Annotated in this window: 10 protein-coding genes; 7 read left to right on the top strand and 3 right to left on the bottom strand. The window is 73.6% G+C overall.

Annotated elements, in window-relative coordinates; translation table 11 throughout:
- Positions 1 to 9: 9 nt before the first annotated feature.
- Positions 10 to 5,307 carry an amino acid adenylation domain-containing protein gene (locus ACFQZ6_RS34090; protein ID WP_381617363.1) on the bottom strand — a complete coding sequence of 1,766 codons (5,298 nt, stop codon included), beginning with the start codon at positions 5,305 to 5,307 and terminating at the stop codon, positions 10 to 12.
- Between the two features lie 332 nt (positions 5,308 to 5,639).
- Between ACFQZ6_RS34090 and ACFQZ6_RS34085 the strand changes: the two genes are divergently transcribed.
- From ACFQZ6_RS34085 to ACFQZ6_RS34075, 3 genes are all read left to right on the top strand, one after another.
- Entirely contained in the window at positions 5,640 to 6,539 is a 900-nt protein-coding gene (locus ACFQZ6_RS34085; protein ID WP_381617360.1) for a MurR/RpiR family transcriptional regulator, read from the top strand.
- Between the two features lie 255 nt (positions 6,540 to 6,794).
- The gene (locus ACFQZ6_RS34080) at positions 6,795 to 7,520 is read left to right on the top strand and encodes a LuxR C-terminal-related transcriptional regulator (RefSeq protein WP_381617357.1); all 726 of its coding nucleotides are present in this window, start codon (positions 6,795 to 6,797) and stop codon (positions 7,518 to 7,520) included.
- Positions 7,521 to 7,667: 147 nt separating this feature from the next.
- Positions 7,668 to 8,216, top strand: coding sequence for a flavin reductase family protein (locus ACFQZ6_RS34075; protein ID WP_381617354.1), 549 nt, complete (start codon positions 7,668 to 7,670; stop codon positions 8,214 to 8,216).
- A 93-nt stretch (positions 8,217 to 8,309) separates the two neighbouring features.
- On the opposite strand, the gene ACFQZ6_RS34070 is transcribed toward ACFQZ6_RS34075, so the two are convergent.
- Together ACFQZ6_RS34070 and ACFQZ6_RS34065 are read right to left on the bottom strand one after the other, a co-directional pair.
- Positions 8,310 to 9,860, bottom strand: coding sequence for a tryptophan halogenase family protein (locus ACFQZ6_RS34070; RefSeq protein WP_381617351.1), 1,551 nt, complete (start codon positions 9,858 to 9,860; stop codon positions 8,310 to 8,312).
- The gene (locus tag ACFQZ6_RS34065) at positions 9,857 to 10,726 is read right to left on the bottom strand and encodes a tryptophan 2,3-dioxygenase family protein (protein WP_381617348.1); all 870 of its coding nucleotides are present in this window, start codon (positions 10,724 to 10,726) and stop codon (positions 9,857 to 9,859) included. The genes ACFQZ6_RS34070 and ACFQZ6_RS34065 overlap by 4 nt, the downstream gene beginning before the upstream one ends.
- 462 nt (positions 10,727 to 11,188) lie before the next feature.
- On the opposite strand from ACFQZ6_RS34065, the gene ACFQZ6_RS34060 reads away from it, so the two are divergent.
- Genes ACFQZ6_RS34060 through ACFQZ6_RS34045 form a run of 4 tightly spaced genes read left to right on the top strand, consistent with a single transcriptional unit; the run spans position 11,189 to position 15,079 of the window.
- Positions 11,189 to 12,154, top strand: a complete 966-nt coding sequence (locus tag ACFQZ6_RS34060; RefSeq protein ID WP_381617345.1) for an ABC transporter substrate-binding protein — start codon at positions 11,189 to 11,191, stop codon at positions 12,152 to 12,154.
- The gene (locus ACFQZ6_RS34055) at positions 12,154 to 13,107 is read left to right on the top strand and encodes an amino acid ABC transporter permease (RefSeq protein WP_381617342.1); all 954 of its coding nucleotides are present in this window, start codon (positions 12,154 to 12,156) and stop codon (positions 13,105 to 13,107) included. Before ACFQZ6_RS34060 ends, ACFQZ6_RS34055 begins: the two co-directional genes overlap by 1 nt.
- A complete protein-coding gene (locus ACFQZ6_RS34050) occupies positions 13,104 to 13,868 on the top strand; it encodes an amino acid ABC transporter ATP-binding protein (RefSeq protein WP_381617339.1) in 765 nt (254 codons plus the stop codon). The genes ACFQZ6_RS34055 and ACFQZ6_RS34050 overlap by 4 nt, the downstream gene beginning before the upstream one ends.
- Positions 13,865 to 15,079 (top strand): M20/M25/M40 family metallo-hydrolase, encoded by a 1,215-nt coding sequence (locus tag ACFQZ6_RS34045; RefSeq protein WP_381617337.1) that lies wholly within the window; start codon positions 13,865 to 13,867, stop codon positions 15,077 to 15,079. The genes ACFQZ6_RS34050 and ACFQZ6_RS34045 overlap by 4 nt, the downstream gene beginning before the upstream one ends.
- The last annotated feature ends 67 nt before the right edge of the window (positions 15,080 to 15,146 follow it).

Below are 15,146 nucleotides of genomic sequence, written 5' to 3'. Positions count from 1 at the left end.
TGGCGGCGGTCACCTGGCGCGGCGGGCGAGGGCCGCGCGGCGCAGCGAGGCGCGGTCCCGGGCGGCACGGGTCGCCCCGGCGGCCGTCGTCGCCCCGGCCAGGTGGGCGGCGAGGCGGCGCACGTTGGGCTCGCCGAACAGCGCGGTGATCGGGAAGGTGAGCCCCAGTTCGTCGCGCAGCCGCCGGTAGATCCGGGTCAGGACCAGGGAGTCCAGGCCGAGGTCGAAGAAGTTGTCGAGCACCCCGACGCCGCCGCCGGGCGCGTGTCCCGACACGACCCGCAGGATCTTCTCCTCCAGATCGGTCGCCGCCGGTGTCACCTCCCGCCGGTCGGTGCCGGTTGTGGTGGTGGGGTCGGGGAGGGCGGTGCGGTCGACCTTGCCGTTGGCGGACAGGGGGATGGCGTCGAGGGTGTGGAGGAGTGGGGGGACCATGTAGGCGGGGAGGCGCTGTTCGGCGTGGGCGCGGACCCGCTGCAACAACTCGTCTTCCGGCGTTGCTGGTTCTTCGGGGACGACGTAACCGACCAGGCGGCGGTGGTGCCGGTCACCCGGCGCGGCGGCCACGGCGGCGCGTACGCCCTCACAGGAGGCGAGGGCTGCTTCGATCTCCCCGAGTTCGATACGGAACCCGCCGACCTTGACCTGGAAGTCCTCCCGGCCCAGGAACTCGATGTCCCCCGAGGGCAGCCAACGGCCGATGTCACCCGTGCGGTACAGACGTTCCCCGGTCACCGGATGATTGACGAAGGAAGCCGCCGTGCGTCCCGGGTCACGCCAGTAGCCGTCCGCCAGACCGACCCCGGCGATGAACAGCTCACCCGGCACGAACAGCGGACACTCGCGGTACTGCGTGTCCAGGACGTGGAAGCGCTGGTTGCGCAGGGGACGGCCGTACGGGATGGAATCCCAGGTTGGATCGACCGCGCCGACCGGATACGCGATCGACCAGATGCCCGCCTCCGTCGCCCCACCCAGGCTCACCACCTGCGCGCCCGGCGCGAGGGCGCGTATCCGGTCCGGCAGGTCCACCGGAATCCAGTCCCCGGACAGCAACACCAACCGCAACGGGACGGCCTCACCACTGTGCTCGACGAACATCCCCATCAACGCGGGCACCGAGTTCCACACGGTGACGCCGTGCTCGCTCACCAGCTCCAGCCAGTGCCCCGGGTCCCGCCCCGTGCCCGGCCCCGGCAACACCAACGTGCCGCCGACGCCGAGGACACCGAACACGTCGAACACCGACAGGTCGAAGCTCAGCGAGGACAAGCCGAGGACGACGTCCGACGCCCCGACGCCGAACCGCTCGCACACGTCCACGCACGTGTTGAGCGCGGCCCGGTGCGAGACCGCCACCCCCTTCGGCACACCCGTCGAGCCGGACGTGTAGATGACGTAGGCCAGGTCCCCGGCACCGGTCGTCAGCTCGGGCAGCGGCTTCTCCACCACGGGCCCGTTCAGGTCGACCAGTTCCTCGGTGACGCCGCGCGGCCAGTCCAGGGGCGTTTCCCGGCTGGAGGTGAGGACGGCCCGGCAGCCGGAGCGTTCCAGTAGCGAGTGCCTGCGCTCGGCGGGCAGTTCTGGGTCGACCGGCAGATAGGCCGCGCCCGCCATCAGCACACCCAGCACCGCGACGACCTGCTCCCGGCTCTTGCCCATCGACACGGCGACCAGCTCACCCGGGGCGAGCCGCCGCGCCACCGCAGCCGCCCGCGTACGCAACTCCCCGTAGGTCAGCGTCCCGTCGACGGCGACCACCGCGACCTTCTCCGGGCACTCCCCCGCCCGTTCCAGCACCCGCGAGTGCAGCAGCCCTTCCGGCACCGGCCCGTCGGTGTCGTTGGCCTCCGCCACCACGGCCGGGGCCAACTCCCCCAGCCCGGACGACGACCACGCCGTCTCCTCACCCGCCAGCCCTTCCAGCAACCGGCAGTAGGCGCCGAACATGTCGTCCACCAGGCCAGCCGGGAACAGCTCCGCCACGAAGTCCCAGTTGAAGGAGAGCCCTTGGGAGTCCTCCCAGACCTGGTGGTCGAGCAGGACCTGCGGTGTCTGGGAGATGCCGAAGACCCACTCCCCGAGCCACTCCACGGGCAGGTCGGGATCGCCGTCCGGCGCCTGGCCGCGGGCGCTGGCGAAGACGACGGGGGCGAAGGGGCCGTCGGCCGCGCCGCGCCGCTGGGCGAGGTCGCGCAGGACCTGTACGCCGCTGTGGGCGCGGTGTTCGAGGTCGGACCACAGCCGCCGCTGGATGCGGGCGGCCAGCGCGGCGAGGCCCGGGTCGGTGTCGTCGAGGTCGATCTCCAGCAGGGTGACCGAGGTGAAGTCGCCTATCAGGGCGTCGACTTCGGGGTGGACGCGGTGCCGGTTGAAGGTCGGGACGCTGAGGGTGAAGCGGCGGGAGCGGGACCAGCGGCCGAGGACGGTCGCGTAGGCGGCGAGCAGCACCGAGGTGGGGGTGAGGCCGAGGGCGGTGGCGCGCTGGCGCAGGGTGGCCCAGGCGTGCGGGGCGAGACGGTGGTCCAGGCGTCGGAAGCGGTGGCCGGAGCAGGCGGCGAGGGGTCGGGCCAGGGGGAGTTCGGGGCCTGGGGGGAGGGTGTCGAGCCGGTCGTTCCAGTAGGCGCGGGCCGTCTCCTGGGCGGCGGCGTCGGGTTGCTGCCGGGTGGCGAGGACGTAGTCGCGGAAGGTCAGTTCCAGTGCGGGCAGGGTGTCGTCCCGGCCCTCGTACAGGGCGCGCCACTCGCGGAAGAACAGCCGTAGGCTCCACACGTCGAAGACGAGCAGGTCGAGGCCGACGTGGACGCGGCAGCGGCCCGCGTCCAGGACGCTGATCCTGATGTCCGCCAGCGGGGCGCGGTCGGTGGGCAGGACGGCGTGGGACATCTCCTCGCGTACGGCGTCCAGGTGGCGGCGTACCTCGTCGGCGGGGGTGTCCCGCAGGTCGTACTCGGTGAGGGGGGAGCCCGGTGCGCCGCCGCCGGTGACGAGTTCCGGTGGCAGGACGCGCTGGGTGCCGTCGGTGCCGATGACGGCGCGGAGCATGTCGTGCCGGGCGATCAGGCGGTGCAGGGCGTCGCGGAGCCGGGCGGGGTCGAGGCCGTCGGCGTCGAACTCGGCGTGGAAGTGGGTGGCGACACCGCCGAGGGGGAACTCCGGGTCGCGTCCGGCGAGGTAGGCGTGCTGGAGGTCGGTCAGCGGGAAGGGGTCGTGGCGTGCCGCCGGGTCGGGGGTGAGCGGCGGGATGGTGGGCTCGGGGGGTTCGGCGGTGTGGGCGGGCAGGCGGTCGAGGAGGGTGGTGGTGAGGTCGCGCGGGGTGCTGCCGCCGAGTTGGGCGAGGGGCAGCAGGACGCCCAGCTCGCGGTGGAGGCGGGCGCGGAGTTCCATGGTGCGCAGGGAGTCCAGGCCGAGTTGGAGCAGGGTCCGGTCGGCGTGGTCGGCGGCGGGGGTGTCGGTCAGCAGGTGGGTCAGTTCGCGCAGCAGGACGTCGGCGCGGGCGTCGGCGGAGGCGGTGTGGAGGGTCTCCGCGAGGGAGGGGCGGGGTGGCGTCGTGGCCGGGTGCGCCGTCCCGGCGCGGGCGAGGGCGGGGAGGTCGCCGTCGAGGTAGGCGGTGCGGCACGCGGTGCGGCGTACCTTGCCGCTCGCGGTGCGCGGGATGTGGTGCGCGGGTACGAGGAGGAGGTCGTCGACCTCGACGTCGTGGGCGGCGGTGACGGCGGTGGCGAGGTCGCGGGCCAGGGTCTTCAGGTCGGCGGTGTCGTCGTCGACGCCCTGGACCACCACCAGGTGTTCCCGTTCGCCCCGCTCTACGGAAAAGGCGGCCGTGGGCAGTTGGGCCAGGCGCGGGTCGGTCTGGCGGCAGGAGAGTTCGATGTCCTGGGGGTGGAGGTTGCGGCCCCGGATGATCACGAGTTCCTTCAGGCGTCCGCAGACGACCAGTTCGCCGTCGTGGAGGAAGCCGAGGTCGCCGGTGCGCAGGTGGCGTCGGCCGCCGTCGGCGAGGACTCCGTGGAAGGTGGCGGCGGTCTCCACGGGGCGGTGCCAGTAGCCGTCCATGACGACCGGTCCGGCGATCCACACCTCACCGACCTGGCCGGGCGGGCAGGGTCGGCGGGTCTCCGGGTCGACGATGAGGAGGTCGGCGCCGGGGCCTGGGGTGCCGCAGCCGACCAGGGTCTGGACGCGTTCGGTGGCCGCGTCGGCCGGTTGGACCCGGCCCCGTTCGAGGGCGGCGGCGTCGGCGTCGACGCGGACGACGGGGCCGCCGCGGTGCCCGGTGACGATCAGCATCGTCTCGGTGAGGCCGTAGGCCGGGAACAGGGCCCGCTCGGAGAAGCCGTACGGGGCGAAGGTGTCCGTGAAGTCGGCGAGGGTGCGGGGGCGGATGCGTTCGGCGCCGATGAGTGCCGTACGCCAGTGGGAGAGGTCGAGTCCGGCGCAGTGCTCCGCGTCGGCGGCGGCGGTGCAGCGTTCGTAGCCGAAGGGGGCGCCGCCGCTGAGGACGGGGGCGTCGGCGGCGGTGACGGCGCGCAGCCAGCGCAGCGGGTCGTCGACGAAGTCGCCGGGCTGGATGAGGGTGGCGGAGCCGCCGACGATGGCGGCGAGCAGCACGCTGCCGAAGCCGAGGGCGTGGTGGGCGGGCAGCCAGTTGACGACGTGGCCGCCGTCGGGGAGGCCGGTGCGGTCGCGTTGGAGTTCCAGGGTGGCGCGGAGGCGTTCGTGCGGGACCGCCACGCCCTTGGGGGTGGACGTGGAGCCGGAGGTGTAGAGCAGCAGCGCCAGGTCGGTCGGGCGGAGGGGGGCCGCCGGGGGCGGGGTGGCGGTCGCGGGCAGGTCGTCGACGCACCGCCAGGCCAGGGGCAGGGTGCCCCGGCGCTGCCAGGCGGCGCGGCACACCTCGCGCACCGGGCGGGTGGTGACGACGGCCGCGGCCTCCGCGTCGAGGGCGATCTCCGCGAGCCGGGCGGCACGGTCGGGGTCCTGCCCGACGGGCGGCGGGAGGGGTACGGCGGCGGCGCCGAGGTGCCAGGCGGCGAGGCAGGCGGCGAACAGGTCGGGGCCGCCGTCGAGCAGCACCAGGACGCGGTCGCCCGGCCGGACCCGGTCGGTGAGGGAGGCGGCGACGGCGTGGGCACGCCCCAGGAGTTCCCCGCGGGTGACGTGGGTCGTGCGGTCGGGCGTGCCGGGCTCCTTGGACGGCTGGACCACGCGCAGTACCTCGCGGTCGGCGGCGCGCTCGCACAGGGCACGCAGGACGTCGGCCGGGGTCGCGTTCCTGGCCGGGCGGCCTCGCACGGTGTGGGTCATCACGGCTCCCTCCGCAGCGGTGCGCGCCGGGTTCGCGGTCGGTGCGCGGCACTCGCCGGTTCACCGTGCCATCGGGGGCCGCCGCGCCCCAGGCTCGTCCGCTCCACCCGACCGGGGTGGGGCCGCCCGCCCCTTGGGAGGTGTCGGACGGGGTACCCGATCGGGCGGTCCGGTGCGCGGCCGGGCACCCCGGGCCGTCGCGTCGTACGACCGCCCCGTCGGCGTGGAGCTGGGCCGGGGGGTGTGGGGTACGGTGCGTCGTCGAGGGGGTGAGCGGGGTGGAGGCAGGGCAGCGGGGGCAGTGGGGGCTGAGTGCGCGGCTGCGGGGTGGCATGGGCCGGTTCACGCGCAGTGAGCGGCGCATCGCCCGGCTGCTGTTGACGGAGCCCGCGGTCGGCACGGACACGGTCTCGCTGCTGGCGCGGCGGGCGGGAGTGAGCGCGCCGACGGTGGTGCGGTTCGCCCGGCGGTGCGGTTTCCCCGGGTACCCGGCCCTGCGTGAGGCGCTGCGCGCCGAGTTGGCGACGCACACGACGCACGCGACGCACGCCGAGTTGACGACGCACGCCGAGTTGGCGACGTACGACGAGTTGGCGACGTACGCCGAGCCGCGGGCGCGGGACGCCTCGGGTGCGCCTGCCGTCACGACCCCTTCCCCCCGTACCCGCCCTGGCGGCACCGCCCCTCACACCGCCCCGCCCACCGCTCCCCACACCACCGCGGCCCGCGCCGCGACCCTGCTGGCCGAGGCGACGCGGGAGACGCTGACATCGTTGCCAGCCGCCGAACTGGACGCGGCGGTGCGGCTGCTGGGGTCGGAGCGGAACCGGGTGTTCCTCGACGGCGGCCGGTTCACCGGCGTCCTGGCGCAGTGTCTGGAGCTGCGGCTCATGGGGCTGCGCGACGGTGTGCGGCGGCTGCCCGACCATCCGGTGCAACTGGCCGCCGTCGCCCGGGACCTGCGACGCTCGGATGTCGTCGTGCTGTTCGACCACCGGCCCTACGAGGAGCGCACGGCGCGCCTCGCGCACCAGGCCAAGGCGGCGGGCGCGCGGATCCTGCTGTTCACGGACCCCACGTTCTCACCGGTCACGGAGATCGCGGACGTGGTGCTCACGGCGGCGGTGCGGTCGCCGTCCCCGCGGGCGAGCCTGGTGCCGACGCTGGCGTTGATCGAGGCGCTGGTAACGGTCCTGGCGGGTTACGGCGCGCGCCGCCCGACGCGCGGCTGAAACCCAGCGAGGGAAACAAGTCCCGTACGAGCAAAGCCAGTTGTAACGCTCGCGGACCAGCGGAACCGCTCCTTCATCCCAGGAATCCCGGGCCGCGGCGATGCACCACGCGTTTCATCTTCCCGTCCAACTCGCTTGGTTGTAACGTCCATGTCATGGTTCCGCAGGACGCTGAGCACGCGCTGAGCACGCTCGGCACGGTCCCCCCTGCGGACCTACTCCCCCCATTTGCTCGCACAATAAGGAGGATGGTCGGTGAGCGAACAAGCACTCCACCATCACGACGTCACCTCCGCTCCGAGGGACCACCGCACAGCCCCCCACACCCTGGACGTGGCCGTTTACCACGAGGACGCCGTCATCCGCTGCGGCCTGATGACCCTGCTGCACTCCGTGTCGGAGGTCGGCTCGGTGTACGCGCTCGACGAACGGGACCTGGTGCGCGACGTCCTGACGCGCCGCCAGCCCGACATCGTCGTGCTGCCCGCCGCGTTCGAGGCGGGTCCGCTCCAGGAGGTGCTGGAACTCACCCGGGGCGCTGGCGTCAAGGTCCTGCTGACGCTCCCGACCGCCGCCCGTGAGTGCGTACGCCGCGCGGGTCGGCTCAACGTGGACGGCTTCCTGCTGGAGAGCGGCCTCACCGAGGAGTCGCTCACGCACGCCGTACGGGCCGTGGCCTGCGGTGAGATGCCCGTCCCGCCCAGCCTGGTGCGCGAGTTGATGTCGGAGGCCACCTCCGGCGGGCGCCGCGACCGGGGCCCGCAGCTCACGCCCCGCGAGGAGGCCGCGCTGACGCTGCTGGTGCACGGCATGAGCAACAAGCAGATCGCGCACCGGCTCGGCATCTCGGAGAACGGCGCGAAGCGGCACGTCTCCAACGTCCTGGCGAAGCTCAACTGCCCCAACCGGACGGTGGCCGCGGTGATCGCCGTGAAGGACGGCCTGATACCCGCGCCCGCGCCGTCGGCGGCGGTCCTGTGAGGGCCCCGACCGGCCACCCCACCCCGGCCACCCCACCCGGGCCGCCCGCTCTTCCGCCCGGTCGGCCGTCGTGGGGTCCGCCCCTTCCTGCCTAGCGTGAGGGGCGACCGCCAGCCTCCCCGTCGACGAGTGAAGGAGGGGCGCGTGATGTCGTGGCATGGCCGAGCCCAGGACACCGGCACCGCGGGAGACCACGGCCCCGGCGAACGGGCGGTGGACGTCCGTACGTTCCGGGAGCTGATGAGCGGCTTCCCCAGCGGCGTCGCGGTGGTCACCGCGGTCGACGACGACGGGGCGCCGCGCGGCATGACGTGCACCTCGCTGTGCAGCGTGGGGCTGTGTCCGCCGACCCTGCTGGTGTGCCTGGACAACCGCAGCGGCACCCTGCGGGCGGCGGTGTCCCGGGGCGCCTTCGCGGTGAACCTGCTGCACACCGGCGGGCGCCGGGCGGCGAGCGTGTTCGGCCGTCCGGGGCCGGGCCCGTTCGCGGACGTCGACTGGGAGCCGGTCGGGCCGCACGGGCTGCCGCGGCTGGTGTCCGACGCGCACACGACGGCGGCGTGCCGGGTGCTGCGCACCGTGCCCGGGGGTGACCACACCGTCGTGCTGGGCGCGGTGGAGCAGGTCGCCACCGCGGACGAGGCGCGTCCCCTGCTCTACGGCCGCCGCCGCTACGCGACCTGGCCCGCGCCGTGAGCCAGCCACCGCCGCGCCGCCAGGCGCGACGAAAGACCGTCGGCGCCGGGCTCCACGCCCGGCGCCGACGGTGTGTCCGTGTCCGCTCCCCCGTCACCGCATCCGGTGCGTGAGGTACTCGTACTGGCCGGGCAGCGCCGCGACCAGGCGTTCGGCCTCCCGGCGCACCTCCGCGAACGCGGCCCGCGCCGCGCCCGGGTCGAGCAGGCCGAGGGCGGGGTGCGGGTGCTTCGGCGGGCGTCCGAGGCCGAGCAGCATCACGGCGTACGAGTACGGCTCGAAGCCGTGGTAGTACGGGTGGACGCTGCTGTCGGACGGCAGCCGGGACTCCCACAACTGGAGCCGCTCGGCCATCCCGTCGGGCAGCGCCCGCTCCTCGGTGGCCTTCCAGTACGGCGTGTCGTTGCGGGTGGCCGCCTTGTAGTGCAGGACGAGGAACTCCCGTACGCCGTCGAGGCAGCGGGCGACGCTCTCGTTGTAGCCGCGGGCCAGGTGCGGGTCGTCGGCCCGGTCCGGCCAGTGCCGTACGAGCTGTTCGATGCCGTGCTGGATGAAGAAGATGCCGGTGGACTCCAGGGGTTCCACGAAGCCGCTGGACAGTCCGATGGCGACGCAGTTGCGCACCCAGGAGCGGCGGTTGCGGCCCACCCGCATCCGGATGTGGTTGGCCTCGGCGTCCGCCGCCCGCGGTCCGACGAACGCCCGCAGCTCCGCCTCGGCCTCCTCGGGGGTGCAGAAGTCGGAGGCGTAGACGTAGCCGGTCCCGATCCGGCCGTACAGGGGAATGGTCCAGATCCAGCCCGCGTCCCGGGCGGTGGCCGTGGTGTAGGGGGCCATGCCGTCCTGGGCGCCGTCGACGGGCACCCGCAGCGCCACCGCGCGGTCGTTGGGCAGGACGTCCTGGTACGACTCGAAGGGCTCCTCCAGCGTCTTGTTGACCAGCAGTCCGCGGAACCCGGTGCAGTCGACGTACAGGTCGCCGGTGAGGGCGCCGTGCTCCCAGGTGACGACCTCCGAGATGTCGCCGCGCTCGTCACGGCGCACCTCCACCACGTCGTCCAGGACGCGGCGTACGCCCAGGTCCGCGCCGTGCAGGGCGAGGAACTCCGCGAGCAGCGCGGCGTCGAAGTGGTAGGCGTACGGGAACTGGGTGTCCTGCTGGAACATGGTCGTACGGCGCGCCCGGTCCCCGCCGTCGTGCAGGGACCGCTCGAACAGGGTGCCGTCCAGGTGCTTCGGGGCGCGCTTGGCCTCGCACAGGGCGGGCAGGACGTAGCAGCTCTCGTCGAAGCGCCGCTCGTGCGGGCCGAGCCGCAGCCACCAGTCGGCGAGGGTGAAGCCGTCGGCGGTGCGCAGCCGTTCGAAGGGGTGGTAGAAGTGCTCGCCGTTCCCCCGCCAGTTCTCGAAGCGGATGGCGAGCTTGTAGGAGGCGTTGCAGGCTGGCATCCACTCCTCCTCGGCGAGGCCGAGGTAGTCGAAGAAGTGCCGTACGGTGCTGAAGGTCGCCTCGCCGACGCCGATCGTGGGCACCCTCGCGGACTCGACGAGGGTGACCCGCACCCGGTCCCCGAAGGTGGCCTTGAGGTAGGTGGCGGTCATCCAGCCCGCCGTGCCACCGCCGACGATCACCACTGAGCGGATCATGCGCGGTTGTCTCCTTCGTGTCGTGCCGGACAGCCGGTGGGGGGCTCCAGCGGCGGGTGGTCGGCCCCGCGCGCGTCCGCGACGGCGCCGGGCAGGTGGTCGCGCGCCTCCCACAGGTAGGGGAAGAAGCGGTGACCGAGCGTCCGTTCGAGGTAGGTGATGCTGGTGCCGCCGGTGCCCCGGGTGGCGCCGCCGATCATCCGGCGGACCAGGGCGACGTGTTCGGTGCGCCAGCGCAGCCACAGCTCGTCGTAGTCGAGGAGGAGTTCGCTGAGCAGGTGCAGCGGGCTGCCGGTGCGCGGCGGGAGGTACAGCTCGGTCCAGCCGGTCAGGCCGTCCCGGCGCGCCGCGTCCTGGTGGGCCTCGGCGAGGCCGCGGTGGCGCAGCGCGGCGGCGACGGGGGCGGGCAGGGCGCCGCCGTGCACGGCGCGCACGGTGCGCAGGTACGCCTCGTGGCGCAGCCCTGAGGTGACCTCCAGCTCCCGGAACTGCGTGGACTGCAGGCCGCTGGCCCCGGCGAGCCGTCCGCGGAAGGCGTGGAACCCGGCGGGTGGCAGGCAGCGCAGGCTGCGCAGTTGGGTCAGCAGGACGCCCGTCGTGTCGTTGATCCGGCGCAGTCGCGCGCAGCCGTCGGTGAGGCGGGAGTCGTCCAGGAGTGCGACGAGGGCGCGCAGGTCGTGCAGGAGGAGCCGGAACCACAGCTCCATCGCCTGGTGCACGACGATGAAGTGCAGTTCGTCGGGTTCGTCGCTGACCGGCTGCTGGAGCCGCAGCAGTTCGGGAAGGCGCAGGTAGTGGTCGTAGGTCGGCGGGCGGTCGGCGCGGGCGGCGCGGTCGCCGTCCGGCCGGGCGGCCGTAGCCTTCATGGGAGTCCTTCCGTTCCGACGCGGCTCCGTCACGGCAGGGGAGCGGGTTACGAGCTTTCCGGGTCCGCGGCTTCGCGGGCAGCGCCGGTCGAGGTACCCGATCGGGCCGGACGGTGGCGCGGACCGAGCGGCACGAACGGTCGGGTCGCGGGGGCCCGACACGGACGCCGGGCCAGGGGCGGGACATGACGAAACGCCGGTCGGCGCACTCACGGACGTGCGCCGACCGGCGGCGCGACGGACTGCCCCGCGGTCCCCTACGGAGCAGTCGTCACGATCACTCGCTGTCGCCGTCCCACCATTTCATCGTTGGAACAGCGCTGTAAAGACCGCGTCAGCGCCGCGCGAAAGTAACGTGCGATACATCTATGCAGTTAACCACGTCGGATGTAACGTCCTCCTCCAACAGGCGGCGGCCTCCGCACCGCCGCACGCACGCTCGTCGAGAAGGACCTGACCGCCATGCCGACCTCCTCGCACCGCCGTACGACGGCGGCCCTCTCCTGTCTCACCGCCCTGCTCACCCTGTCCGCCGTGTCCGCCTGCGGCGGTGACGCCGACGCCGACGGCGGCGAGCCCGCCGTCGGCGCGAAGGCCACCATCGCGGGCACGGTCGTCCAGCGGGACCCCGCGCTGCACGACCTGCTCCCGGACGCCGTCAAGGAGTCCGGCACCGTGCGGGTGGCGACCGACGTCCCGTACCCGCCGTTCGAGATGTACGCCGCGGCGGGCAGCGACGAGATGACCGGACTCGACTACGACCTCGGACAGGCGCTCGGCGCGAAGCTCGGGGTCCGCTTCGCCTTCTCCGCGCAGAAGTTCGACGGCATCGTGCCCGCCCTCCAGGCGGGCAAGTTCGATGTCGCCATGTCCGCGATGACGGACAACAAGGACCGCCAGCAGGTCGTCGACTTCGTCGACTACACCCAGTCCGGGTCCGGGATCATGGTCGCCGACGGCAACCCGGAGAAGATCACCGACCTGGACGACCTGTGCGGCCGCAAGGTGGCGGTGCAGGCCGCCACCAACCAGCTCGACCTGCTCGACGCGCACCAGAAGGAGTGCTCCGCCGCCGGGCGCGGGAAGATCGACATCCAGACCTTCCCCAAGGACTCCGACGCCCAACTGGCGCTGCGCTCCGGCAAGGTGGACGCCGAGGTGCTGACGAAACCGGCCGCGGGCTGGACCGCCAAGACCGCCGACGAGGGCAAGGCGTTCGACCTCGTCGAGGACCCGGAGGCGCCCGGCGGCTACCACGCCTCCCCCAACGGCATCGCCGTCAGCAAGAAGCTCCCCGAACTGACCACCGCGATCCAGAAGGCCCTCCAGGCCCTGATCGACGACGGCACGCTCAAGCGGATCTGCGACCAGTACGGCGTCGGCTCGATCGCCCTGTCCAAGGCCACCCGGAACGCGGCGGTGGACTGATGCCGACCCACACCGAACCCCTGCCCCACACCGCGCCGCCCCGGGTCGCGGCGCGGGACCTGGACGTCGTCCCCGTCCGGCACTACGGCCGGTGGGCCGCCGTCGTGGCCGCCGTCGCCGCCCTCGTCGGACTGGTCGGCTCGCTCGCCCGCAACGCCAACGTGCACTGGGACGTGGTGGGCGACTACCTGTTCGCCTCCCTCGTCTTCGACGGACTGGCGACCACGCTGTGGCTGACGGCCGCCGCGATGGCGCTCGGCCTCGGACTCGGCACGGTCATCGCCGTCATGCGGCTGTCCGCCAACCCGGTCCTGTACGGCCTGTCGTCCCTCTTCGTGTGGTTCTTCCGCGGCACCCCGCTGCTCGTCCAGATCATCTTCTGGGGGTACGCCGCCGCGCTCTACCAGTACGTGCTGATCGGCATCCCCTTCACCGACGTCACGTTCCTGCGCGCGGAGACCAACTCCCTGCTCACCCCGTCGGTCGCGGCGCTGCTCGCGCTCGGGCTCAACGAGGCGGCGTACGCCAGTGAGATCGTGCGGGCCGGTATCCAGTCCGTCGACGCGGGCCAGACCGAGGCCGCCCACTCGCTCGGGATGCGCCCCGCGCTGACGATGCGGCGCGTCGTGCTGCCGCAGGCGATGCGGGTGATCGTGCCGCCGATGGGCAACGAGACCATCAACATGCTGAAGATGACCGCGCTGGTGTCGGTGATCGCCGCGCACGACCTGATGTCCAACATCCAGGCCGTCTACGCGCAGAACTACCAGGTCATCCCGCTGCTCGTGGTGGCCAGCATCTGGTACCTGGCCCTGGTGAGCGTCCTCAGCGTGCCGCAGGCGTGGCTGGAGCGGCGCTACGGCCGGGGCAGCGCCACCGACCGCACCTCCCCGGTGCGGCGTCTGTTCGTCGGCGCGGCGGCGGCGCTGCGCGGGAAGGAGACCGTCCGATGAGCGCCCCCATGGTGCACGCCGAGGGCGTCCGCAAGCGGTTCGGGCGGCTGGAGGTGCTCAAGGGCGTCGACCTGACCGTGGAGCGGGGGCAGGTGTGCTGCCTGCTCGGCCCGTCCGGGTCGGGCAAGTCGACGTTCCTGCGCTGCATCAACCACCTGGAGAAGGTGGACGGCGGACGGCTGTCCGTCGACGGCCAGTTGGTCGGCTACCGGCAGGAGGGCACCCGGCTGCACGAACTGCGCGAGCGCGAGGTCGCCGAGCGGCGCCGGGACATCGGCATGGTGTTCCAGCGCTTCAACCTCTTCCCCCATATGACGGCCCTGGAGAACGTCGTCGAGGCGCCGGTGCGGGTGGCCGGGCTCAGCCGCGCCACCGCGCGGGCGGAAGGGCTCGCCCTGCTGGACCAGGTGGGGCTCGCGGACCGCGCCGCCCACTACCCGGCGCAGCTCTCCGGCGGCCAGCAGCAGCGGGTGGCGATCGCCCGCGCGCTGGCGATGCGGCCGAAGCTGATGCTGTTCGACGAGCCGACCTCCGCGCTCGACCCCGAACTCGTCGGTGACGTGCTGGAGGTGATGCGGCGGCTCGCGGACGACGGGATGACGATGGTGGTGGTGACGCACGAGATCGGCTTCGCCCGGGAGGTGGCGGACACCGCCGTGTTCATGGACGGCGGCACGGTCGTCGAAGCCGGGAAGCCCTCGACGGTCCTGTCCGACCCCGAACAGGAGCGCACCCGCGCCTTCCTGTCCAAGGTGCTGTGACGGCGGCGGTACGGCGGCGGCCGGGCCCGCGCGTGTTCCTGGCGCTGGCCCGCGACCGGCTGCCGCGGTTCCTGGACGACCTCGCCGAACTGGTCGGCGTCGACTCCGGCTCCCACAGCCCCGACGGCGTGAACCGGGTCGCCGCCCTGCTCGCCACCCGCCTGGACGCGCTCGGCTTCGACGTCGAGCGGGTCCCGCTGCCGGACGGCGCGGACGGGCAGCGGTTCGGGGACGCGCTGCTCGCCCGGAAGGCCGGGTCCCTGACCGCCGCGCGGGGCGGGCGGCGGGTGCTGCTCCTCGGGCACATGGACACGGTGTTCGAGGACGGCACGGCGGAGAAGCGTCCCTTCACGGTACGCGGCGGGCGCGCCCACGGCCCCGGCGTCAGCGACGACAAGGGCGGCCTGCTCACCGGGCTGCTCGCCCTCGACCTGCTGCGGCGGGCGGGCGTGGACGCCTACCGGGAGGTGGTGCTGCTGGCCACGCCGGACGAGGAGATCGGCTCCCCGGCCAGCCGTCCGCTGACCGAGCGCGTGGCCCGGCAGAGCGATGTCGCCCTCGCCCTGGAGTGCGCGCGGGAGAACGGCGACCTGGTCTGCGCCCGCAAGGGCGTGGCCGACTTCCGTATCACCGTCACGGGCACGGCCGCGCACGCGGGCATCGAACCGGAGCGCGGCGCGAACGCGGCCCTGGCGGCGGCGCACCTGGTGGTCGCGCTCCAGGCGCTCAACGGCCGCTGGGACGGCGTCACCGTCAACGTGGGCGTGATCCGGGCGGGGACGCGGGCCAACATCGTCTGCCCGGAGGCGGAGCTGCGGGTGGAGGTGCGCTCGGCCACGGCCTCCGGCATCGACGCGGCCCGGGCCGCCCTGGAGGCGGCGGCGTCCCGGCCGGTGGTGGCGGGGACGCGGGCGCGGGTGGAGCAGCTCGACTTCTGCCCGCCGCTGGAGCCGTCCCCCGGGGTACGGCGGCTGCTGGCGACGGCGCGGGCGCTGGGCGCCGAACTCGGGGTGCCGGTCCGGGCGACCGCCACGGGCGGGGTGGGCGATGCCAACTTCGTCGCGGGCGTCGGCACCCCGGTCCTGGACGGCCTGGGACCGGTCGGCGGCGCGGACCACACGCCTCAGGAGTGGCTGGACGTGACCACGGTGCGCCACCGGGCGGCCCTGCTCGCCGCGCTGGTGGCCCAGCTGGGCGACGACCGCGCGTGACCGCGCGGAGGAGGGACAGGGGCGTGACGCACGGTTACACCTAGGGGTCCGGCGCGCGGGCGGGAAG

This window comes from Streptomyces flavalbus (assembly GCF_042674625.1).
Lineage (GTDB): Bacteria > Actinomycetota > Actinomycetes > Streptomycetales > Streptomycetaceae > Streptomyces > Streptomyces flavalbus.
Note: the sequence above shows the minus strand (reverse complement) of the source record. Positions and strands in the feature narration are given on the sequence as shown.